We start from the raw sequence: 23,234 nt of genomic DNA on the forward strand, positions 1-23,234 counted from the left end.
GATGGGAAGCAAGTTAAATAATAAGGATTTAGAATCAGTATTCGGGGTTATCATCGAAAGTGATGGCCTTAACGAGTTTCTTGCTTTTCCCAAAAGAAAAGATAGCTTAAACCATAATTGGCCGGAAGTGAATGGAAAAGATATTGATTTATCAAATCCAACATTTGAAGCCAGGAAATTTACGCTAAAGTGTGTTTTAACTGCATTAGGATCTACTGATCAAATCAGAAATGATAATTTTTGGTCGCAGTACAATGGTCTTTTTACGGAGCTTTCAGGCGTTGGAACTCATGAGATTTATTTGGCTTCTATCGATAAGACTTTTATAGCTTATTATGTTGATCAACAATCGGTAAGTAAAATTACACATGTTGATCAGGAAAAGAAGTTAATTATAAAATTTGATATCATTTTTCAGGAATCAGATCCTTTTGCCAATATTCAAAAGGTCTATTTAGTAGATCAGGATGACACCTTTTTAATCGCATAAGATGGGAAGGATATTGTCCGTATACAAATATAATGGAACGCTAAGAGCAACTGTTCATCCTGACGAAAGTAGCGGTGAAGTGTGTGATATTATGGGGCAGGATATATTTCAAATGGGGATAACTGTACCTGTTCCAATATTCTTTGAATATGGTGATTATGTCATGGTAAATGGGCGTAAGTTCAGATTAAACACGCCTCCAAATCCTATAACAAAGAATGCTGAGCGTGATTATGAATATAAGTTAACGTTTGAAAGCGATCTGCAACAGATAGGTAAAGCTGCCTTTTTATTCCTTGACTCCACGAATAGATTTACTGAACCTGTTTTTCCAATTACTGGCAATGCTATTGACTTTCTTCAGTTGTTAGTCGCTAACCTCAACCGGTTATATCCGGATTACAATTATGTAATTGGATATGTTGTCGATTCTGATACAGTTACAATTGATTTTGAGAACAACAACTGTTTGGAAGCGCTAAATATACTTGCGGAAAAATTTGAAACGGAGTGGCATGTTGTAGGAAATAAAATTAGTCTTTACAAGAGAATTATTAATAGCGGAGTCGTACTTAAATACGGTAAAGAGGAAGCATTATACCAATTAAGTATTGCGCCACAAACAAACGCCAATCCAATAACAAGAGTTTATGGTTTTGGAAGTGACCGAAACATTGGCAGTAATTATCGTAATGGCTCCAGGCGCCTAAGAATGGCGGATAAGCTGTATCTGGATAAGAATACAGGGTTGTCAGATGGAACGGGTAAGTATGATGTTGTAGAGGTGGTAAAAATATTTGAGGATATATACCCCCGTAGAAATGGAACTGTTACAAGTGTAACGACCCCATTTGTTTTTGCAGACTCGGGGATGGATTTCAATGTAAATAGCCAATTAATCCCGGGTGTTGAGGCAAAAGTTGAATTCATATCAGGTCAGTTATCAGGAAACTCATTTACAATTTCAGACTATAATAATGCAACCAAAACATTTACCATAAATAAAAACACCGAAGATCAGACAATAGATATCCCATCAGAACTATTAAGCCCTGCAATTGGTGATAAATACGTATTGATTAACATTTTAATGCCAGATCAATATATAATTAATGCAGAGGCTGAACTCAAGCAGGCGGTAAAAGATTATTTAGATTCTGTTTCCGGAGATGTTCAAATATCATTTAATGCCGTTTGCAATCCTCTTTATTTCAAAGTTACAGGGCATACTGTTTCACTGGGGCAGGTGGTGTCAGTGGTTGATACAAAGTTAAATATTAACAGACAAATAAGAATTATTGGATATACCAGAAATTGGATCTATCCATACTTATATACACTCTCTCTTGCTGATTCAGTAAAAGATAAATCATTAATCAAATTAATTAATACATAATGCCAGAAGTACCACATATAACATTGAAGATGCCTAACACTATGCCATTAGGCAGAAGTGCTGAATCAGATGATCTCATTTGGATTTGGGATTCATCAGTTGCGGCTTTAAGGCAATGTAAGATATCTGATTTGCCTTTTGGAGCCGGTGGAGGTAGTAGTGGTCCCTTGCTTGGTAGTCCTTTTAAAATCAGATTGGGAGATCCAGAAGTTGAAGTGGTTACAGTTAGTCCCGGGGTTTATAATACAGTTGTTACTGACTTAAGGCTCGTTGGCAAAACAGATTATCCAGTAAGCTGCACCCAATTAAACAATGCTTCGTTCCGTGATGGAGATTTAATTTTTGATTCTGTAAATGGCAAAGTAACCATAAAGAACTTTATTCTGATTAGCGGAGAAATATTAATTCTTTATCCTGATGGAGTGCCTGGGAGTTCAGGAGGTAGCACAGCATTATTACAGGATCAAATTGACGAATTAAAATTAATGTTAGCGCCTTTATTGCCTGATATATCTGGTAAAAGTGGAGCCAGCTTCTGGTGGACAAGAGCTATTGAGGATATCCCTGCTGGATGGGTAATTGATGAAAGCATGAAAGGATATGTTCCGGTTCAATTTGACGCAAGCATTGATGAGATAAAAGAACCGGGATTAACAGGCGGTAGCGCATCTCATGTAAATACTGAAGATGAGATGTTCCCTCACGAACATAAAATGTTTTCATCAGATGTTCGGTCTGGCCCGAATGGAACAGAAATAATTACTTCAGATAAATATGTGGCACGAGGCGCTGCATATAAAGGGCAAGAGGGATATGAATTATCGTATTCTTCATTAGAACCAACACTAGGCCGGTCTGGATTAAGTGGCGGGTATTTAGCCGATGGCGCAACTGTTAAAACAGCAAAGCCTTACAGCATAAGAAACCCTTTTAAGACAGGGTGTTGGATTAAATATATATCAGCATAGAAATGGCAAAGAAAATTTATATAAGAACTCCAAAAACAAGCGATACCATTCAAGATGATGACCTTAAGGTATTATCTGTGTTTGAATTACCTGTAATTAACGAAGATAACGAAGCTGATCAGAGAGAGGGATCTGTTGGCATTAAAGATGGTATTCCTGTTTACCACAATGGCTCCGAATTAGTTCCTTTTGGTAGCGCATTGACTTTTGGTAATGGATTAACAGAAAGCGGTGGAGTAGCTAAACTAGGTGGATCCTTAACGGAACCATATACGATAATTGACACTACAGGGAATTTCTTTATAATGGGAAATCTGTCAGGAGCTCCCGGACAAGTATATCCTTTTTTAGTATTATCGGATGTAGGACAGGGGGCTATTTTTGGAGTTCAAGATTCAGCATCTAGCATTTTAAGCAATATTGCTTTTAAAAACCCTAATGATCCTGATTTACCAACTATTGTATTAACTGATGGTATTAATAGATTGGGTGCATTTTACGCCTCTGATACTTACGATTCAGATTTAGATACCTGGATTCCGTCATTGAAGAAAGTTAAGGCTTTAATACCTGCTCCATCTGATTTAACGCCTTATCAGCAACGCTCTGAAAAGGGAACGGCGAATGGTTATGCTTCATTAGGAGCCGATGGGAAAGTTCCAAATAGTCAAATTCCTGCATTAGCGATCTCAGAAACTTTTCCCGTTAATTCTCAAGCTGCTATGCTTGCCTTATCTACCGCTGGCCAGGGAGACGTAGCTGTTAGAACAGATATAAGTAAATCATTTATTTTAACACAATCCCCTGCATCGACATTAGCTAACTGGCAGGAATTGTTGACGCCAACGGACGCTGTATCTTCTGTAAATGGACAGGTTGGAAATGTCAGCCTGACAACTACTGAGATTTCAGAAGGTTCAAATAAATACTATTTAGATTCAAGGGTTGATGCTAGGATTACAGGCAAAGCTAATCTGGTAGGCGGAAACTCATTTACTGGGGCACAAGTACTAACAGGTGGCAGTAGTTATGTTCAATTAACTGATGACAGTGGAAATCAGACAATTATAACTGGATCAGCATTAAGTACAAGAACCCCTGCTGGTGTTGGCACAGGGGTAAAGGCTGATGGTTTAGAACATATAGGCTCAGGGGCAAACAATTTTAAATTATATTTCCCTGCTTCTTTTGGGAACAGAACGCAAACCTTACAAGATAAAGATGGTTCAGTAGCATTAATTGAAGATTTTGCATCTGGGCAAATAATTGGAGCTGACACAACAGGTAAAGCTACTGGTACAACCTTACAGGATGTTACCACAGCAGGTAATGTATCAGTATATGAGTTACTTTTTCCATCATGGAAATTACCTTTTAAAAGTATAAATCCTAATAGCAGAACATGGAATTTAGCGAATGATATAGCTAGTTATGGCGATTTTGCAATTTCACAAAGTACCACACAATCATTATCTGGATTTGTACAAAGACTGTACTTTGACCCGACAGGAAACATCGGAATAGGCACTACTTCCCCTTCTGAAAAATTAGAAGTCAATGGAAATATTAAAGCGGATAATTTAGGGTCAGGAGTATACACTCCAACATTTACTGCAGGCGCAAATACAACAAGTGCCGGCGGAACTGATGCGCATTTTATGAGACTTGGCAATCAAGTTACCGTATATGGTACTGTTCAGGCAACATTAACATCTGGCGGCTCAAATAGCAGTGTTACAATTTCGCTTCCTATCGCATCGACATTAACGAATGCAAATGATGTCGTAGGGCATGGATCTGTAGGATATGCGGGTTATAATCCTGGTGTCGTTGTTACGGGCGATGTTGCGAATGCAAGAGCCGTATTAGTCATTAATGCATTCAGCTCGGCCGGGAATGGTATAACAGTAAATGTTCCTTATTCATTCACTTATACAATTAAATAGCATGTTAACTAGTAAACAAGCAATATTAAAATATGGCATGCCAAACAAAACCGGATCAGGTTATTTGGTTTCAATAAAGTTACCTTATCCTATGTATTTGAATTGGGAGACGAAAACATACATCAATAGTTTTCAGTGTCATAAATCAGTTGCGAACCAGTTAGTAGCAATTTTTACTGACATTTTAAATCATTATGGAATTGAAGAAATAAAGAGGCTTCAGATTGATGATTATGGTGGGTGTTTCAACTACCGCGTTATGCGAGGAGGTTCAGAGTTAAGTATTCATAGTTGGGGCTTAGCCATCGATCTTGATCCGGACAGAAACCTATTAAAGGAAACTTCTAAGACAGCAAGATTTGCAAGACCAGAATATAAACCTATGATTGATATTTTTTATAAACACGGGTTTGAAAGTTTGGGAAGAGAGAAAAATTACGATTGGATGCATTTCCAAGTTAAAGGTTAAAATGAAAATAACGAATGGCAACAACAACACAAAAAACTCTTACGTGGCTATTTGCCGCAGTTTCAAGCCTTGCATCATATATCGCCATTCAAAGCAGGGCAAGTTTAACCGAAAGCAGAGAACTAAGAGAACAGGATAAAGCCTATTATCAAAAGCAGATAGAGGTAAGAGATTTAATGATTACTAAAGAGAGGCATGAAAAGGACAGTTTACAAGGTGTAATTGTGAGTAGGTCGGATAATTCATACCAGGAATTAAAAAGCTTATTCAAAATTGATTCCACCAAAAAGAGTACGATCATAATTAAAACATTAAAAAAATGAAAAAACTATTAATAGTGTTCGTGACAGTTGTAATGTTGATGCCCAGCAATGGGTGTAGGATATTAAAGCATAAGACAAAAGAAAGCAGGATTGAAAAGTCGGACATTAAAAATGATGTTGCTGTAAAATTGAGCTATAAAGATAGCCTCCAATCCGTTTTAAATTATATTACTTCAAAGTCTGATCTTGACATCAATGAGGAAGTAAACATTAAAGAACCAGTTTTGATGCCGATTGAACTAACTGGAAATTTCAGGTTAGATGATAAAGCTGCCAGAGGCGACACGCTCATGAAGCTTGTCGATCCTAAACTGGGCATTTCATTAGCCATATTTGCCGGAGATAAAGGCCAAGCTACTGTAAGGCTAACTAGTAAATATGGTAGCTCTGATATACCTATGCGCGAAATACAGTACAAAAGAAATGTGTCAAGCAAAAAAGAAACGATTGACACTACAAAAAGGAAAAGTGAGGTTAAGTCAGAAGTAAAAGATAGCGTTGATAAGTCGCAAAAAAAGATTGAGAAAAAGGAAGTTAAACAAGATAAGAATAAAGATACTAAACCTACGCTTGGCACATTCGGGATAGTCATAGGTTCTATTGCTGTTATTTGCTTTTTTATATGGCTGGGTTTTAAAGGGAAATAATTTTTTTAGTACATTGTGGGATTAATACAATATACTAACTAAATTAGCATAACAATGAGTTCTCAAGATACTACTAATGTAATGGATGATTTAAAATTAAGATTTGGAACAAATTCGAATGAAATTGATGCAAACACATTAATTACAAGTATCTTACATTTTTCAAATGTAATTCAAGAAGTAAATAAAGAATTAAAAACTGATCGAAAAATTGATGTAAAAATAAAGGCTTTTGAACATGGTAGTTTTATTGTTAGCATTGTTCTTGAATCTAATCTGCTTGAAACTATTGGTAAATTATTTACAAAAGATAATAGTGATATAGCAGCAAATATCGTATCCATTGTAGGAGCTGCTTACGGAACTTATAAATTCCTGGGAGGATCACCGCCAACAGAGATTAAAGAGAATAAGGAAGAAATAAACTTAAAAAATATTAATGGAGATAACATTGTTATTAGCAAGGTAGTATTTAATGTTGTAAATAATCCTCAGGTTCAAAATAGTGTATCAAAGGGGTTGCAAGTATTAGAGAATGACAGTGATGTGCAGTCTTTTGAAATATTTGACAAGAAAAATGATAAGGTTGTCGGTTTGGATGATACTGATATTCATACATTGGCTAATATGGAGATTTCAAATAGACCAGACACTCGAGTAATAAGCAGAGAGTGTATTTTAAATATAATTTCACTATCATTTGACAAATCGAAAAACTGGGAGTTTTATTTGGATGGGAATAAAATTACAGCAAAAATTAAGGATACAGTTTTTCATGAACATATTGATAAAGGAGAATCATTTGCAAAAGGGGATACATTGTATGCTGAACTAGAAGTTAGTCAAGTTTATAATTACGATTATAATGCGTATGCTAATAAATCTTATAGAGTAATAAAAATAATTAAGCACACAAACCGCCCAAAGCAAACTGATATTTTTAATGAAGATTAAATAATGAACCCGCAGCCTAGCAGGTAAGATATAGCCTCTCGAAAGTAGAGGCTTTTTTGTTTACTAATTATTTTAGTAATTTTGTCAAATGGATAGATTTGATATTGATTATAAAGATGGGGTCTTAACTGTACGACAATCAGCAAAAAACTTATTTTCGATTGATCTTAATAATAGGTTCATTGGCTACATAGGATATAATGGAGCAATATTCAAGCTGCAGCCGGAGAGTAAGATGCAAGAAGATGCTTATCTGTTAATTGTTGAAGAATTAAAAAACAGGTTATGAAAAAATTAATCTTTGAACATGATGGCGTTGAGATAGAATTAAGGCAGCTTCATCCATTATACAAGCGCTACAGCATCTATATTAAGGGTTATATGCTTGGTATTTATTCGGCTGGTGACGTTAAGCCTAAAGGACGATTAAATGAATCTCAGTATGAGCGAATCAAGAAAGAAATTATTAATTTGGAATATGCTGAAGCTATTGAATCCAGTACACCAGGTAGTTCTACATTTAAAAATGTTCTTTGGTGCCCGGAAAAGGAACTCTTTGGTCGCAAAAGCACCTTTATAAATTTAAATCCATATTAATATCGGTTAATTAGCCGATAATTGAATTTATCGGACGTTTAGCCGATATTGAAATTACGATAAGTTTTATATCTTTACTCTTGAGAGCATTAATTTAGATGGGGCATACGACTTAGGTTATATGCCCCTCTTATTTAACTTCAATTGTCCATGTTTCTCCCGTGAAAAAATCTAATTCTTCGTCAGAAATGGAATGCGTTATAGAAGTATGGAAACTGATTTCCTTATTGTCTTCTAAGTTTTTAGACAATCTTTTTTCTAACAATAGTAGAAATGCTTTTATGTCATCAGCATTTTTAATTTGTCTGTCCATAATTTAAATATTACTCTCAATAATCAATTTCATCATTTCCAGTCTGATTAAAAGAGGTTGATTGATCTTAGCCGTAGGATGAGCTTTCAAGGGCGAAAAGTGACTATCTAAAAATTGCTCATAATCATTAACTTTTGTAGCGGCATTAAGCATAACTGGCATTACAGGTTTTGGAGCCTTAGAAAACCATTCTTCTAGTTCTTGGATTGTCATGCCACTAAGTTACTTTAATTTATCTAAAACTTGTTGAGCATATCCATCCATTACAAGGTCGTCGCTTATATCACTAATATAGCCTTCGTGAACGGACAAAGATGAGTGACCAATAAGGTCTTTTGTAATGCTTAAATCTTTTATCGTTGTATTTGCCAGCCTACTAAATGAATGGCGTGCTGTATGAGGTGTAATATTTTTATCAATACCAACAATCTTTGCGGCCCTCTTAAGCAATCCATTAATTTTAATTGTTGATTTTTTTATATTTTCCTTATAAGTGAAATAGTCAGCGTGAAATCTGGTAAACGAAAATAAATAACCGTCAGGATTTTTACCGCTCCACCTATCCAGTATAATTTGTAGTTCCTGTATGATAGCGATATTCTGAACTTTCCCTGTTTTGCTTTCTTTATAAACAATCCTTCCGGAATGTATGTTACTTGTCTTAAGCACGACAAGGTCGCCAATCCTTATTCCTCTCAAATAAATACTTGACATAAATAAATCTCTGGCTTCAGCTTGTTTACCACTCAACGGGTAAGAAGAAAATTTATTTATTTCATCAACGGATAATTTATCTTTAATTGATCGCTCCCTTTTAAAAGTAATATCATCCAGGGGGTTATCTACAATATATTTTGATTTCTTAGCGGAACGCAAAACCCGGTTGAACACCTGCATCTTTTCTCTAACCGTATTCAATGCATTTTTTTTGCTGTCTCTTAAGTACGCTGCAAAATCATACATTTTTCTTTCTGTAAGCCCTTGGAAGCAAATATTATGATCGTATTCGAGTAATTGATCATAAAGAACTTTGAATGCCTTATATCGACCAAATTGATTGTTTAATTTGTAGTTTTCAATAATAGAAAAAAAGAATGGGTAAAAATCAATCCTGTCATTCAAACCAAACTCTCTCAGGGCTATTTCAATTTCGTTATTTATCCTTGGCGCCTCGATAAATCTTGGTGATACCCTTGACTTAGAGCTTAACCAATATTTAGCATTGCACCTGGATATAACTTTTCTGACAGCTTTTCCTTTAACGATTATTTGAATCATTATTGGATTACTTCCATCTGAATAAGTTTTGCTTTTGTAAAGAATAATTTTTGGTTCTGACATGGTGTAAGTAATGGTGTAAGTAGGCGAACAAATATACAATAATTACTAAATATATTAGTAATCTATTATTTTTAGTTTATTGTTTTCTAATCTTCTACGAGTTATTTTTACTTACTATAGATTATCTTAGTTGTCAGAATGAATAATTAAATGAAAACTCTAATATCGGATTTTGATTATAAATCTGATTAACAAATACTAATCTTGTTCCAATATCAATAACAGGTTGGTACCTTAAAATGTTTAAACTACTGTTCAGCTCCACCCCGTAAGTCTTGGGTTGACCCAAATTAGTGTTTTTACCAATGTTTTCATAATGACAAAATAATCCGGCTCTGAAGTTGCGGATATAAGCCAGTGGTCCCAATTCCCAATCCGGAAAGGCAAAAGGAAAACGGTAGTTAAAAAGCAAACTGTTTTGAAGCTTACTTTTTGCCTGGATGCTGTTGTAGCCATACACCGTAGCAATTTCAGTTGCATACTGATTTACACCTGTAGCTTCCTGATAATTGAAACTGGCAAGGAAAGAATGATTTTTAGCAAAGCCCGGGAAGTATAAGAAACTTTCCAGTGCAAGGATTTTACCTTTCAGGTTTTGATCAAAAGGCTGATGGTTATAGCTTATCCTTAAAATCTGGGCCCATTTTGGTGCAATATCTCTTTCAGTTGTATTTACGCTGTGGTTGAAAGTGAAATTATACTCCATCGGAAATTTAAGCCTTGTAATAAAATTATCAGGCATGTTTTCGGGCAGGTATCTTTGGGTAAAACTTGTTGCAGCATTTAAAGTAAAAGAATAGTTCTGGTTTCTCGAATTAAATGAAAGTGGCAGTGAAGCATTAAGCTTGATGTAGTTCTCCCGCCAATCTCCTTGCTGTATGGCATTTTTAGCCTTGTAGAACGTTCGTTTTGGTCTATTGCGGTATAATACACTAAAAACAGGATAAAGTGCCTTATAGCTCATGTCTGCTGTATACTCAAATCTTTTTAAATCCCGGTGATATTTTGCACCCGTATAAAAATCCATGGTGTTTAGCAAGTTGTTTGATTGCAGTTCCACTCCAAAAGTATATTCGTTATCAATGACAGGAATGATACTGTGAAAGCTGAAAAGATTTAAAACCTGGTGATAAGGTTTTGAGGTAAAATTACTGTCTGGAATATTCTCGAAAACATTACCCGTATTTTCCTGCTTTTCTGCTGCTGAAGCAAAATCTACAAAGCCATCTTTTCCCGGTTCTTTTTCTTCTATACTTTTTTCTGAAACTTCGTAACCGTTAATTTTGTAATCGTTAAAAACAAATTTTCCATCTTCAGTTTCAGCCGGATTAAAGGCTCCATAATTAGAAGCCGTTAGCGCACTTATTTTTCCGGAAGCAATGTCTATGCTGTAAATATTATCAATGCCATTGTAGTGCGCATTAAATGCAATTTTATCACCCATAAAAATTGGCCGGCTCAGTTGCTGTCTGCTTGCTTTAATCAATTCTGTTTTTTGATCGCCATTCAATAAGATTAAACTCTTTCCTTTTTCATTCACACCAATGTAGGCAATCCGGTTTCCTGTTTTGTCAAAAGAAGGAGTCTGGATAATTTGGTTTTCCGGATTAGGGTAAGTCTTCAAAATCTTGCTGGTAGAAGTTTCCATTTCTACCAGATTAAATTTGTTTTGAAGATCGACTCTGGCCGCAATAATTTTCTTTCCATCTGCTGAAAGGCCCGGAGAAAAAATCCGGCTTTTACTAGTCAGTTTCTTAAAAGTTTTTGTCTTAAAATCATAACTGCAAACTACACTATAGCTCCGCTGTTTGTACCTCGGGTCATACCTGATTTCGTCCCAAACCAAAACCTCATTTTGAAAGCTAAACCAGGGCTGTTCCTGATAGCCGATTCCAAATAATTTTTCCTCGCTTTTATCCTCATTAATCAGCACAAAATGTCTTGCTTCAGTTTTACTTTCTTTTAAGACTAAAATTTGTTTTTTATTGAAACGGGTTGGTAGAAAATAGTTTGTTGCATAGGCCGGTTTTTTGTTTAAACTCTGGTAGTTTTCAGTTCTTGAATTTTCAGCCTGTGCTTTCCATTTTTTCTCTGCATTGGCCTGGGCAGAAAGAAAAAATTGCCGGGTGTTTTCTCCACTGAATTTTTTTAAACTGCCTGAAAAAGGGTAGAGGCGAACAGGTCTTTTTTTAATGTCATTTAGCAAGCTGTCTGAAAAGAATTTTCCATACGTTTCTTTCATGTTTGCAACCATAAGGTAACCGGTCTGGTAATAGCCCGGAGTCACGTCTTTATTAGAACCAAAATAAGCTTTACTGTAGCTGAATTTTTTTCCCTCTAAAATTGAAGTGCGAAAAGGCATGATCCAATTCGGTTGTCTTCCCCGACCCGAGTAGGTCAATGCGGTTTCGTTCACAACAGCATCTCCTTCAAAAAACCAGGTTGGTATAGCGGCGCCCATGTAAGCAAAGTAAACCAGTTCCGGAAAAGGTTTTGCCTGTCCGCCTGTCAATCTGTCAAATTGTGCGATGTGGCGAAGCTCATGAACCGCAAGGTTGTTGAGCCAATCCTGACTGTCAAAGTATTGGGGTGGAGTGGCATAAAATTCCGACTTCTTTGGGGCCAGCTGAACAAAGCCATTTGCCACCGTTCCTCTGTTCTGTAAAACCACGGGAATAGAGGTGTTTTGCCTGTTTAACCCACTTCCAATTTTAGGGTAAATGAAGGGTAGGGTATTAGCCATTCTTCGGGCATCTTTTTCCAGTTCTTCGGGAAAGATGATTTTAAAGCCTCCTGATGAAATGTAATGCCATTTTACACTAAGTGGGTTTTGTGCCGTGCTAAAAATCTGTCCAAAAACCGATACTGAAATAAAACTTAATATAAATGTATATAAGTATCTGATAATTAGTTTTTTGTTTGCTTTTATTAAATTCATCTAAGTTTTATGCTAAAATATTTAGTTTTTAGAATTTTTTAGTTTTTGTTTTGTCTGCTTATTTTCTTTATGTAAAATTTATAAATTATTGATTTATAAATAATTATATGTTTTTAATAAATTTTAAAAATATCTATTTTTAAGGATGTTGAAATGAATTTTAAAGTAATGAATAACAAAAAATAGCCGCTTACATTGATTAACCATTTATCGCTTTAATTTACACTTATTATTCGATTTTCCTTGAAAATTTTTCGCTCAAATTGAAATATAGATTACAGAAAATTATTTTATGATACAGGAATAATTTACTTTAAGCGATGGTTTTTTGAAGGTATTTCCCTGGTATTTTATGCAGGTTAAAATCTTAATTCAGTGCAGGGATTGAGGCTTGTGTTTTTAGTTTTTTAGACAGGTGTTTTTTAGAGTTTTCTAAGCCTTTTATTTCTGTTTTAAATTGGTTTTTTACAGGATTTTTTTAGGCTTTAAAGATTAGAATAAAGCAAATAATTTTTTGTTGTTTTAGTGACATAATGTCTTGTTTTTATTTTTTATGCTTTTATCAATTTTCCTAAATACCGGGATGAGTCTAAATCTGGCGATTTAGTTTCATCAGATTTCAACCTGATTTGCTCTAATGAATTTCGAATTTTATTATAAAAGCAGTCTTGTTTTTGAGTAATTGCCATTAGATTTTAAGTGAAAATTGATTTTAATTGCTGTTTCATGTATGTGAAATGTACCAAAAATGACTTTAAATCTCATCAAAATTGAATCCTTAATGCAGTTTTAAGCTGATATTTGTTTATGTGAGCCTAAAAACCATTAAATATTGAAAAATTTAAAATTTAAATTAAGTTGTTGATTTATAGTTATTTATGTTTCTTTTTATTGCTTTTCAGATATTTGTGATATTTATAGGTTATTGCAGGATTTGGCACATTTATGAAAGCTTTGAAAGAATTTGTTGTGAAAAATAGGGATTAATTTCAAGACGAAATATAGCTTGATCAGGTAGGTTTGTGTTCATTTTTAGAATTTATTTTGTTGTCCTTCACAGCTTTTTTATAGAAATCTACAGGCGATTATTGCGCCTTTTTAGCAAATAAATCACTGGATGTTTACTGCTTTTAGTTGTTGGTTAAGACTGTGTGATTCTCGAATTTTGCTTCGGTTTGTGTACCAGAATAAAGAAGTGAACCTCGCTATTTTTGATGGCTATACCTCCAGTTTTTTGCTTCTGTTTTGGAACTAAGGCTCTGCTTTAGAGGTGCAGATTAGATGGATTGATGTGGTCCTTAAGGTGCGGATTTTGGACATGATTTTAGCCGTGATTAAGGTTGAAATACCATTGAAATTTTGGGACTATGGTGGCTTAATTACAGTCTAAATTAAGGGTGATTTTTTCTGTTTTTGTAGATTGGATAAAGGAATACAGAAGCTAAAATAATTACAGCGCCGATGTAAAAACCTCCTGTCATTTGCTCTTTATTTTTAAAGAAAATAAAGGCCAGAATGATGCCATAAACAGGTTCTAAATTGGTAACCAAAGCTACCCGGAAAGCAGATAATGTCCGCATTACAGATACACCTGCAACATACGCTACAGAGGTGCAAAAAGTGCCTAAAATAGCCAGATAAAACCAATCTTTTAAGCTCAGATTAAAGTGCGTATTTAATAAAGAACCATCGTATAAACGATATAATGTAATCCAGAATAACCCTCCTACAAGTTCATAAAAACCAATAATAGAAGGCTCACTTTTTTGTACAAATGTTGAATTTATAGTAGAGAAAAGGCTGGATGCAAGAGCAGCTAAAAGGCCGAAAATTATCCCTAAAGTGTATTGGCTTTCGAATTTAAAGATCAAATAAATTCCAGCAATGATTAATAAACCGACCAAAATATCACCCATGAAAATGGGCTGTTTTTTAATCAGAGGTTCTAAAATTGCTGTGAATAAAGTGAAGGATGAAAGGCAAACCAGCGTTACTGAAACAGTTGAAACCTTAATGGCATGAAAGAAAAATATCCAATGAATAGCTACGATTCCGCCGGTTAAAAAAAACTGAACAAACTGTTTTCGGGTAATTTTAAGATTGGTTTTTGTAATTAAAAACCAGGCTAAAAGTGTGCTTGTGGCAATTAAAACACGGTACCAAACCATGGGTACCGCATCTATAGAAATAACTTTTCCGAGTACACCAGTAAAACCCCAAACGAATACGGTAAGATGAAGGATAAGAAGATTTTTTTTGTTGACCTCCATCTATTTTGGAGCTTTAATCAGCAGGTAGGCGCCCAGTATTCCAAAGAATATGGTTGGTGCTAATACCGCAATAAAAGGAGGTAAGCCACCCTTGGTAGAAAACATCTGTGTGAACTGATTAAACACGATATAAGCAAAGCTTAAAAAGATTCCAATTCCGAGTGAAACACCTACACCACCACGTACTTTACGTGAAGATAAAGCAACACCAATAAGCGTAAGTACAAAGGCTGACAGGGGGTGTAAATAACGTTTGTATTGCTCAAACCTCAGGTCGTTCATAACACCGGTTCCCCTGACTTTTTCCTTTCTGATTTTCTCAGAAAGTTCAGCAGTAGTTAAGTTTTGAACAACATTGTCATAAGCTGAAAAATCATCCGGACGCATGTCCAAAATGGTGTCTTTAAGTTTACCATTACCATAAATCATGGTCTCTTTAAGCCCATTTATTTTACGGATAGAGTAATTGGTTAACTGCCACTTACGTTTTAATGAATCCCATTTAATATTTTCGGCAATAATTTTTTTAGTCAGTACATCCCCATCAAAATTATCTAAAGAAAAGCGGTACCCTGAATTGGTTTTATTATCGAAGTTATCAATGTAGATGTATGTTCTGTCATCCAGTTTCATATGGATGTTAGACTTCGTCGACGGATCATTTCGCTTAACGTAAGTATTTTCGAACTTATTTTTTAAAGTGTTTGTATAAGGTAAAAGGTAAAGATTAGACAGTAAATTGGCTGAAAAAATGATTGATGCTGAAATGAAATATGGCCAAAGGAAACGGTTAAAACTTACCCCACCACTTAAAATGGGCACAATTTCGGTTTGATCGGCCATTTTAGCCGTGAAAAATATAACCGCAATAAAATTAATTAAGGGCGATAACATGTTGATGTAAAACGGTATCGAGCCGGCATAATATTTTGTTAATATGCCCCAAAAACTCAGACCACTTTTCATAAAGTCATCCATTTTTTCCGATAAATCGAAAACCACGATGATGATGACAAAAATAGCCAGTGCATAAATAAATGTACCCAGGTATTTTCCTATGATGTAGCGGTCTATAATTTTTATGTTGCCCTTAATTATATTCATCTTATAGTTTATTGCCTAATACTTTAACCATTTGATTTTTCCATTCGTAAAACTCACCAGCTAAAATCTTTTCTCTGGCTTGTTTTACCAGCCAAAGGTAAAAATGTAAGTTATGCAATGTAGCAATTTGAGCACCTAACATTTCTTTACTGTGTACCAAATGTCTTAAATATGCTTTACTGGTCACTAAATCTGCATGTAAATCGCTGTCTGCTTCCAATGGTGAAAAATCATTTTCCCACTTTTTATTACGGATATTAATAATGCCATTTTTAGTAAACAACATACCATTCCGGGCATTTCTGGTTGGCATTACACAGTCGAACATGTCAACGCCAAGCGCAATATTCTCTAATATATTAATAGGTGTACCAACACCCATTAAATAACGTGGTTTTTCTACAGGCAATATATCGCACACCACTTCTGTCATGGCGTACATTTCTTCTGCAGGTTCTCCAACTGATAAACCTCCGATTGCATTACCGTCACGATTCATACTGGCAATAAATTCGGCCGATTTTATTCTTAAATCTTTATAAACAGAGCCCTGAACAATAGGAAATAAGGTTTGATCAAAGCCGTATTTTGGTTCAGTCTGATCAAAATGTGTACAACAACGCTTTAACCAGCGGTGTGTCATCTTAATTGATTGCGCCGCATAGGTATAATCGCATGGGTAGGGCGTACATTCATCAAATGCCATAATAATATCAGCACCGATTGTTCTTTGAATATCCATTGCATACTCAGGCGTAAACAAGTGCTTGGAACCATCAATATGCGAATGAAAAGTAACGCCTTCCTCTTTAATTTTTCTTACTTTACTTAAAGAATAAACCTGATAACCGCCACTATCGGTTAAAATCGGCCTGTCCCAACCTATAAATTTGTGTAAACCACCAGCTTTTTCTAAGGTATCAAGTCCTGGTCTTAAATATAAATGATAAGTATTGCCTAAAATAATCTGGGCATCAATATCCTGTTTTAATTCCCGCTGATGCACCGCTTTAACTGTACCAGCAGTACCTACAGGCATAAAAATAGGGGTTTGTATCTCTCCGTGAGCAGTTGTAACTGTTCCTGCACGGGCTTTTGAAAGTGGATCGTTTGCCTGTAAAGTAAATTTCATATTGTGCTTTTCTCCTCGCTAAAATCTGCCAAAAATAGCAAATTATGAGGTCATATTTTTGTTTAATTTTTTATCAACATAAAAGTGGATTACTGATTTAAAATGAGAAATTTGTGCCTGTTTTATTTTAACGTTGTGATATTAACCCTACCCGAAGTTTGTTTATTGGCTTTTCTTGCCTTTTGCCTCATTATACAATTGTATTATGTGCTTTTTGTACATTTAAAATTGGCAAACGTACGTATAGAAGAGGTGCCTCAAATGGCTTTAAAGCCAATAAGTGTAATTATTTGTGCACGAAATGAAATTGTTAACCTTCAAAAATATTTACCCGCCGTATTTGAACAAAATTATCCTGATTTTGAAGTTGTTGTAGTTAACGATCGCTCGTGGGATGGTACGGATGAGTACCTTGAACAGCTTGAAAAACAATATAAAAACCTGAAAGTGGTTAAGGTATTGGATAACGATAAATTTATTGCAGGTAAGAAATTTGCGGTAACCATGGGAATTAAAGCATCCAAAAATGAATGGCTGGTGTTTACGGATGCAGATTGTATGCCAGCATCTGCAAACTGGCTTATGGACATGCAGCAACCAGCAGAGGATAACATTGAAATTTTATTGGGCTACTCGCCATATATAAAGAAAAGAGGGGTTTTAAATGCTTTAATCCGTTTTGAAACTTTTTTTACAGCTGTAAATTATCTCTCTTTTGCTTTAAAAGGAATGCCTTATATGGGTGTTGGTCGTAATATGGCGTATAAAAAATCACTTTTCTTTAAAAATAAAGGTTTTGCTGCTCACATGCACATTCCTTCAGGAGATGATGATTTGTTTGTAAACGCACATGCCAGCCGCAGAAATACAGCGATTAGAATTCATAAAGATAGTCATGTTTGGAGTGAGCCTAATACGACCTGGGCTGGCTATTTAAGACAGAAAAAGCGTCATTTTGGTGCCGGAAAGCTATATAAATCGAAACATAAATTTATTTTAAGTCTGCAGATTATCTTTCAGTTCTTATTTTATGCCTCATTTGCCGCTTGTATGTTTTTTAGCAGAGAAGTCCAATATATTGCGGTAGGTGTTTTAATCTTTAGCATCATCATTCGCAGTTTTATATATCCTAAAATTTTAAAACGCTTAAATTATAGCGATTTACGTTGGTGGTTCCCGATATTAGATATACTTTTGTTCTTATTTTTAACGATTAATGGCTTTTTAGCCATGTTTGGAAAGAAAAAAGTGAACTGGAAATAATATGATCAATTCCTAAAATTATGCTTGAAGTTAAACCCGATATCATTTTAAAATATTTTACAAACTTAACCGAAAAACAAATTGCTCAATTTGAACAGCTTTTTGAATTGTATAGTTTCTGGAATGCTCAAATCAATGTAATTTCCAGAAAAGATATTGAAGAGTTATATGAGCGTCATGTATTGCATTCATTAGGAATAGCTAAGGTTTGTACTTTTAAACCGGGAGAGGATGTGCTTGATGTGGGTACTGGTGGCGGTTTTCCAGGAATTCCATTAGCGATTTTATTTCCTGAAACTAATTTCCATCTGGTTGATTCAATTGGAAAAAAAATTAAAGTAGTTAAAGAAGTCGCGTCCGCGTTAGGTTTGGAGAACCTGCAGGCCGATCATTTAAGAGCCGAACAGATTAAAAATAAATATAATTTTATCGTTTCACGAGCGGTAACCCGTCTGGGCGAGTTTTATCCATGGATTCAGGGCAAATTCAAGAAAGAATCTATTAATGCCATTCCGAATGGAATTTTGTATTTAAAAGGTGGCGATTTAGCTGAAGAAATTAAAGAATCAAAACTGAAAGCAGAATTATATCCGCTTTCAGCTTATTTTGAAGAAGATTTTTTTGAAACAAAATACGTGGTTTATGTGCCACAGTAGAGCCATTACAGAATATTTAATTTTGTTAATTTTTTAATGCGTTTTCGATTCTGGAGTTGGTATCGTAAGAATTTCAATATTTGATCCATAGGCTTCTATTGCCCCAAATTTACCTTTCTCTCCATATTTCTTTATTGCATTTTTAGGGTCTAAAAGTATAATATATTCCGCATTTTCTACACCACCTGAACTCCCTGCTTCAATTTCATTTCCATTTACAATAAAGATTCTCTTTGAAACCGGCATTGGTTTCAGTAGTGTGTCGTTATATTTAAGATCTAAGTAAACAACATCTATTTTCGGAATATTTATTCCCGTTTCATAAAATGCTTTTCTAATAGTGTCTTGCTCTGGTTTAACATTTGATAAACTTTGATTAGAACCACTTTTAAGTGCGTATTTTGAATTAGCCATAGCAATTGAACATAACAAGATCATACTCATAAGGGTTAACAGTAATAGTTTATGGTTGACTCTGCTTACTGGTTTTTTTTGACTCAACATATGTTTTTTATGTAATACAAGTAAAATAATCTAAGTTGAAAGCGAAATTATATCTGTTTCAGCTTATTTTGATAAAGAACTTTTTGAATGAAGGGTATGGTTTACGTGCTTTTTATTATACGATACGCTTAATATAATCTAGTCGTAAACCATACTGCCTTTGTGTGATACCTCCATAAATCAGAGCGTCTTTATCCGATTTTTACACTGGTTCTTTTGGCGGTGGAGGCGGAGCAATCTTTGTAATTGTTTTTTTCACTTTAGAAGCTGGTTCCATTGGCGGAGGCGGTGGAGCAATTTTCATAAGTGGTTGTTTTGCATTAACTTTTGGTTCCATTGATGGTGGAGGCGGCGGAGCAATTTTCGTAAGTGGTTGTTTTGCTTTAACTTTTGGTTCCATTGGTGGTGGAGGTGGCATTTGTTTCAGAACTTTAACCTTTGGCCCAACCAGCTCAACAGCACCATATTTAGCTTTATTTCCATATTTTTTTACCGCATCATTTGCGTTTAATTCTATTTTCTTATCGAAATTTGCAGCGGCAAAGAAGTCGTTGTTGTCCTTGATTTGTTCTCCGTTAATAAGAATTAATCTTTTCTCGAAAGATGTCTGTTTTTTTGTTTTACCATTAACCGATACAGCTGTTGTAAATAATACAGATTTTTTCTCCAAATCTTGCATGGTTGTATACTTGATCTTGCTAGAATCCTGATGGCTTGATTTTAAGTCTTTTGGATACAGATCTACCAAACCATAATCTTTTGTAAATGCCATTGTAGAAAGGCATAATATTCCTCCGGTAATTGGTAATGCTAAGAGCAGTTTAAGCTTGGCCCAGGCTGCTGATTTTTTTTGATTTAACATACTGATTCTTCTTTTTAATATTGATGAACTAAATATTTGATTAGTGAGTGTGAGATTTTTAATTCCAGTTGAATTTTTAATCAGAAACATAGCATAATCGTACCTTTCTATGCCCTGACTAATCGTTTCTTCGTCTGCTAAATATTCGTGTATTAGCTTTATATCTCTTTTAATCAGGTAAGAAAATGGATTAAACCAGTTCATAATTTGAATCATTTCGAATAACAACACGTCTAAGCTATGTTTCTGCCTGATATGAACAAGTTCATGCTTAAGTATGGTATTTCTCTCTGATAATTGTGGATCCATAAAAAGCAGGTTGAAGAACGAAAAAGCAACCTTAGAATCCTTTAAATCAAATAATTTCACTCCTTTTTCTAATTGCACACATGGCAGTTTAAGCATACGGACAATTTTGAATAAGCCGAAGAATAATTTAAAGAGGAATGAAAGAGTAATTAAAGCATATGTTGTTATAAGAATATGATCAAAAGTGAAAATGCCTGACTGATAAGTTTCAAAAAGGGAAGCGTCAATAAGCGCAGTTTCGGTAACTGATTTTGCGGGTACTGCACCAATCTGTCCGGTTACTAGAGTTCTTAAAAAACCTATTTGAAAAAATGGCAACAAGAAAGCCAGAACAGAACTGAAAATTAAAAAATATCTGTTTAATCTGTAAAAAGTTTCCTTGTGCAGGAATAATCTATAAAAACCATAAAACAGGATTAGATAGAGGTTTGCTTCGAGTAAATAATATAACCAGTTCATAACTTATTTTTTTTAAGTTGCTCTGCCAGTTGAATAATTTCATCTAATTCATTTTTGCTTAAATTTTTCTCCTTAACCAGAAATGAGACTAAACTTTCGTAAGAGTTTTCAAAATAATTATTCATCACTTTGTTGAAAGCAAAGTGCTTATAATCAGATTCTTTTATAACAGGGAAGTAGATATGCGTATTTCCAATTGCTTTATGATCAATAAAACCTTTGCCTTCTAAAACCCTGATTACAGTTGAAACCGTATTGTATGCAGGTTTTGGTTCAGGCATTTTTTCAATTACATCTTTTACTAAGGCTTCACCCAGCTCCCAAAGGATGAGCATAATTTGTTCTTCTGCTTTTGTGAGTTCTTTTATCATGTTAACTATTTTTATAGTTTGCTTAATATGAAGTTACTACTATTTTTATAGTTTTAAAACTATTTTTGTAGTTTAATTTTAACTATCTGATTATTAGTGTATTATTTTTTATCTAAATCCTTTTTTACAAAAAAAGACCTGCCGATGGGCAGGTCTGTAATTATAATTTGTGTTGGACCAGCTGGAAATGATGGTGTTAATTTTTCATTATTGTTTTGTTTTTCAGTGATAGCTGTAATCCTGTTTGGCGATCAATGTTTTTTGCAACCTCCAAAATAGCATTTGCCGCATCATTAAAAAATGATTGTGTAATGGTTTCATATTTATCGGTAGATTGATGATAATCTTTATGATCTTCAACACCAAAATACAGAAATGGAATATTTTTTGAATTAAAAGCACCCTGATCGCTTTGATTTGTCCAGTCTTCGTGGCCTGATTTGGGATCATCATGTCCCAGCAAAACTTTTATTTTAGGGTTATTGTTGACCACATATTTTTTAAGCTCAGGATATTTAAATGTTCCGCATACATATAATTCAGCCTTATCACTGTGGCTAATCATATCCATATTTAAATTTACACTAATGGTATTGATAGGCACGGGAGGGTTGGAAACAAAGGCTTTAGCACCTTGTAAACCTACTTCTTCAGCATCAAAAGCGGCAAAAATAATGGTGTTATTGGGTTTGTTTTTAGAAAAATAAGCTGCAATTTTTAATAAGCCAGCCACACCAGAAGCGTTATCATCGGCACCATTAAATATAACATCTTTTACAACGCCCAAATGGTCATAATGCGCAGAAATTACGATAACGTTATTGCTTTTACCCGGAATATAACCAACTACATTTGTGCCGTTTAAGTTTACTCCTTTGGATTTAAATGTAAATTCCTGGGCATAATTTACATTTGCGGGGTAAGATTTTAAACCTAATTTAATAAATCTGTCAATAATATAAGCCCTGGCCATCTCGGCACCTTTAGTTCCATTTTTTCTGCCCTGATACGCATCAGAAGAAAGTACCTGTACATCTTTCAACAGTTGATTATCTAAATTTTGAGCTGTTCCGCTTTGGTTTTTAACGGATGAACAGCAGCTTAACATAACTGCTAAAGGAATAATATACAGGATTTTCATTTTATATTGATTTGTGTCTAAAGATATTAATTATTAGATTATTGTAAGAAAAACGATGTTTCTTGTATGGTATTGCATATTTAAACCTGATGGTTATTAAATACGACGACTTAGTCTGCGCAGCATTATTTTACCGTTCCTTCAAACTTAATTCTTTTGTCTTTAATGTTAACCAGCTCATCTAATTCATACACATTTCTATAACCATATCCATAAAGGTTAATGTATGTTGGGATATTAAGGGCAAGCATAATGGGTTTTCGGTTTGATAGTATCTGGGTTTCGACCTGAGGTTTAACATCTGCTATTTTGGAAGCAAAGTCTATCTGATCACCTTCAAAATTGTTATTGCAATAAATTAATATTTTGGTATTTACATCAGGAATGAGCCGGTTAAGGTTCTGTTGTGTAAAATCTGTAAAACTTAATGATATTGCACCTTTTAAATGCTTTCGGTTGTATCTGAATGTAGAACGGGCATCTAAAATAATTACATTTTTCTCCTTACTCATCTTCAGAAATGTATTTAAATTGATTAAGCGTTGTTTCCTGTGGTTTTCTACTTCTGTAACCAGGTTTTTAAAATCGTCATAATTAACCAGGGCTTTTTTATACTCCTGATGTTTGGCTGTATTATTATGTTCCTGCGCAAAGGAGAATTTGGTACACACAATTAAAACTGCTAGAAGGAGGTATTTAAAATTATTTTTCATTCCAAAATACTTATAATGTTGATGGCTAGGTTTAAAGTTAACAATAATTCGGGCCAAGTCCGGGGTTT

23 protein-coding genes are annotated in these 23,234 nt (G+C 34.6%); 11 read left to right on the forward strand and 12 right to left on the reverse strand.

Going from position 1 to position 23,234, the window contains the following annotated elements; genetic code table 11:
• Position 1 precedes the first annotated feature (1 nt).
• The 9 genes from O0955_RS13290 (at position 2) to O0955_RS13330 (ending at position 7,790) form a co-directional block, all read left to right on the forward strand.
• Positions 2-490 (forward strand): hypothetical protein, encoded by a 489-nt coding sequence (locus O0955_RS13290; protein ID WP_269428036.1) that lies wholly within the window; start codon positions 2-4, stop codon positions 488-490.
• Between the two features lies 1 nt (position 491).
• Positions 492-1,886 carry a phage tail family protein gene (locus O0955_RS13295; RefSeq protein ID WP_269428037.1) on the forward strand — a complete coding sequence of 465 codons (1,395 nt, stop codon included), beginning with the start codon at positions 492-494 and terminating at the stop codon, positions 1,884-1,886.
• Between the two features lie 29 nt (positions 1,887-1,915).
• The gene (locus tag O0955_RS13300) at positions 1,916-2,854 is read left to right on the forward strand and encodes a hypothetical protein (RefSeq protein ID WP_269428038.1); all 939 of its coding nucleotides are present in this window, start codon (positions 1,916-1,918) and stop codon (positions 2,852-2,854) included.
• 2 nt (positions 2,855-2,856) lie between these two features.
• Complete coding sequence (locus O0955_RS13305) at positions 2,857-4,800, forward strand: autotransporter outer membrane beta-barrel domain-containing protein (protein ID WP_269428039.1); 1,944 nt, start codon at positions 2,857-2,859, stop codon at positions 4,798-4,800.
• 1 nt (position 4,801) lies between these two features.
• The gene (locus O0955_RS13310; RefSeq protein WP_269428040.1) at positions 4,802-5,269 is read left to right on the forward strand and encodes a M15 family metallopeptidase; all 468 of its coding nucleotides are present in this window, start codon (positions 4,802-4,804) and stop codon (positions 5,267-5,269) included.
• Between the two features lie 14 nt (positions 5,270-5,283).
• Entirely contained in the window at positions 5,284-5,592 is a 309-nt protein-coding gene (locus O0955_RS13315; protein WP_269428041.1) for a hypothetical protein, read from the forward strand.
• Positions 5,589-6,239, forward strand: coding sequence for a hypothetical protein (locus O0955_RS13320; protein ID WP_269428042.1), 651 nt, complete (start codon positions 5,589-5,591; stop codon positions 6,237-6,239). The genes O0955_RS13315 and O0955_RS13320 overlap by 4 nt, the downstream gene beginning before the upstream one ends.
• Positions 6,240-6,293: 54 nt before the next feature.
• On the forward strand, positions 6,294-7,193 hold the full coding sequence (locus tag O0955_RS13325) for an LAPAL motif-containing putative phage structural protein (RefSeq protein ID WP_269428043.1): 900 nt from the start codon (positions 6,294-6,296) through the stop codon (positions 7,191-7,193).
• Between the two features lie 285 nt (positions 7,194-7,478).
• A complete protein-coding gene (locus O0955_RS13330; RefSeq protein ID WP_269428044.1) occupies positions 7,479-7,790 on the forward strand; it encodes a hypothetical protein in 312 nt (103 codons plus the stop codon).
• A 130-nt stretch (positions 7,791-7,920) separates the two neighbouring features.
• Here the strand turns inward: O0955_RS13330 and O0955_RS13335 are convergent, their stop codons facing one another.
• The 7 genes from O0955_RS13335 to tgt form a co-directional block, all read right to left on the reverse strand.
• A complete protein-coding gene (locus O0955_RS13335; RefSeq protein WP_269428045.1) occupies positions 7,921-8,103 on the reverse strand; it encodes a hypothetical protein in 183 nt (60 codons plus the stop codon).
• Between the two features lie 3 nt (positions 8,104-8,106).
• Complete coding sequence (locus O0955_RS13340; protein ID WP_269428046.1) at positions 8,107-8,316, reverse strand: DUF6965 family protein; 210 nt, start codon at positions 8,314-8,316, stop codon at positions 8,107-8,109.
• A 9-nt stretch (positions 8,317-8,325) separates the two neighbouring features.
• The gene (locus tag O0955_RS13345) at positions 8,326-9,444 is read right to left on the reverse strand and encodes a site-specific integrase (RefSeq protein WP_269428047.1); all 1,119 of its coding nucleotides are present in this window, start codon (positions 9,442-9,444) and stop codon (positions 8,326-8,328) included.
• A gap of 133 nt (positions 9,445-9,577) precedes the next feature.
• Complete coding sequence (locus O0955_RS13350; protein ID WP_269428048.1) at positions 9,578-12,382, reverse strand: hypothetical protein; 2,805 nt, start codon at positions 12,380-12,382, stop codon at positions 9,578-9,580.
• Between the two features lie 1,391 nt (positions 12,383-13,773).
• The gene (locus O0955_RS13355; RefSeq protein WP_269428049.1) at positions 13,774-14,652 is read right to left on the reverse strand and encodes a DMT family transporter; all 879 of its coding nucleotides are present in this window, start codon (positions 14,650-14,652) and stop codon (positions 13,774-13,776) included.
• Positions 14,653-15,756, reverse strand: coding sequence for an LptF/LptG family permease (locus O0955_RS13360; RefSeq protein ID WP_269428050.1), 1,104 nt, complete (start codon positions 15,754-15,756; stop codon positions 14,653-14,655).
• A gap of 1 nt (position 15,757) precedes the next feature.
• On the reverse strand, positions 15,758-16,888 hold the full coding sequence (gene tgt / locus O0955_RS13365) for a tRNA guanosine(34) transglycosylase Tgt (protein ID WP_269428051.1): 1,131 nt from the start codon (positions 16,886-16,888) through the stop codon (positions 15,758-15,760).
• 102 nt (positions 16,889-16,990) lie between these two features.
• Between tgt and O0955_RS13370 the strand changes: the two genes are divergently transcribed.
• Both O0955_RS13370 and rsmG read left to right on the forward strand, forming a co-directional pair.
• Positions 16,991-18,151 carry a glycosyltransferase gene (locus O0955_RS13370; RefSeq protein ID WP_269428052.1) on the forward strand — a complete coding sequence of 387 codons (1,161 nt, stop codon included), beginning with the start codon at positions 16,991-16,993 and terminating at the stop codon, positions 18,149-18,151.
• A 20-nt stretch (positions 18,152-18,171) separates the two neighbouring features.
• Positions 18,172-18,807: a 16S rRNA (guanine(527)-N(7))-methyltransferase RsmG gene (gene rsmG, locus O0955_RS13375; RefSeq protein ID WP_269428053.1), complete on the forward strand. Its 636-nt coding sequence runs from the start codon at positions 18,172-18,174 to the stop codon at positions 18,805-18,807.
• A 33-nt stretch (positions 18,808-18,840) separates the two neighbouring features.
• On the opposite strand, the gene O0955_RS13380 is transcribed toward rsmG, so the two are convergent.
• The 5 genes from O0955_RS13380 to O0955_RS13400 all read right to left on the reverse strand — a co-directional run bounded on the left by O0955_RS13380 (position 18,841) and on the right by O0955_RS13400 (position 23,166).
• Entirely contained in the window at positions 18,841-19,221 is a 381-nt protein-coding gene (locus O0955_RS13380; RefSeq protein ID WP_269428054.1) for a hypothetical protein, read from the reverse strand.
• A 292-nt stretch (positions 19,222-19,513) separates the two neighbouring features.
• A complete protein-coding gene (locus tag O0955_RS13385) occupies positions 19,514-20,941 on the reverse strand; it encodes a M56 family metallopeptidase (protein WP_269428055.1) in 1,428 nt (475 codons plus the stop codon).
• Entirely contained in the window at positions 20,938-21,312 is a 375-nt protein-coding gene (locus O0955_RS13390; RefSeq protein ID WP_269428056.1) for a BlaI/MecI/CopY family transcriptional regulator, read from the reverse strand. The genes O0955_RS13385 and O0955_RS13390 overlap by 4 nt, the downstream gene beginning before the upstream one ends.
• Positions 21,313-21,508: 196 nt before the next feature.
• Complete coding sequence (locus tag O0955_RS13395; RefSeq protein WP_269428057.1) at positions 21,509-22,453, reverse strand: M28 family peptidase; 945 nt, start codon at positions 22,451-22,453, stop codon at positions 21,509-21,511.
• Positions 22,454-22,578: 125 nt separating this feature from the next.
• The gene (locus O0955_RS13400; protein WP_269428058.1) at positions 22,579-23,166 is read right to left on the reverse strand and encodes a rhodanese-like domain-containing protein; all 588 of its coding nucleotides are present in this window, start codon (positions 23,164-23,166) and stop codon (positions 22,579-22,581) included.
• Positions 23,167-23,234 lie beyond the last annotated feature (68 nt).

This window comes from Pedobacter punctiformis, assembly GCF_027213715.1.
GTDB classification, from domain to species: Bacteria; Bacteroidota; Bacteroidia; order Sphingobacteriales; family Sphingobacteriaceae; genus Pedobacter; species Pedobacter punctiformis.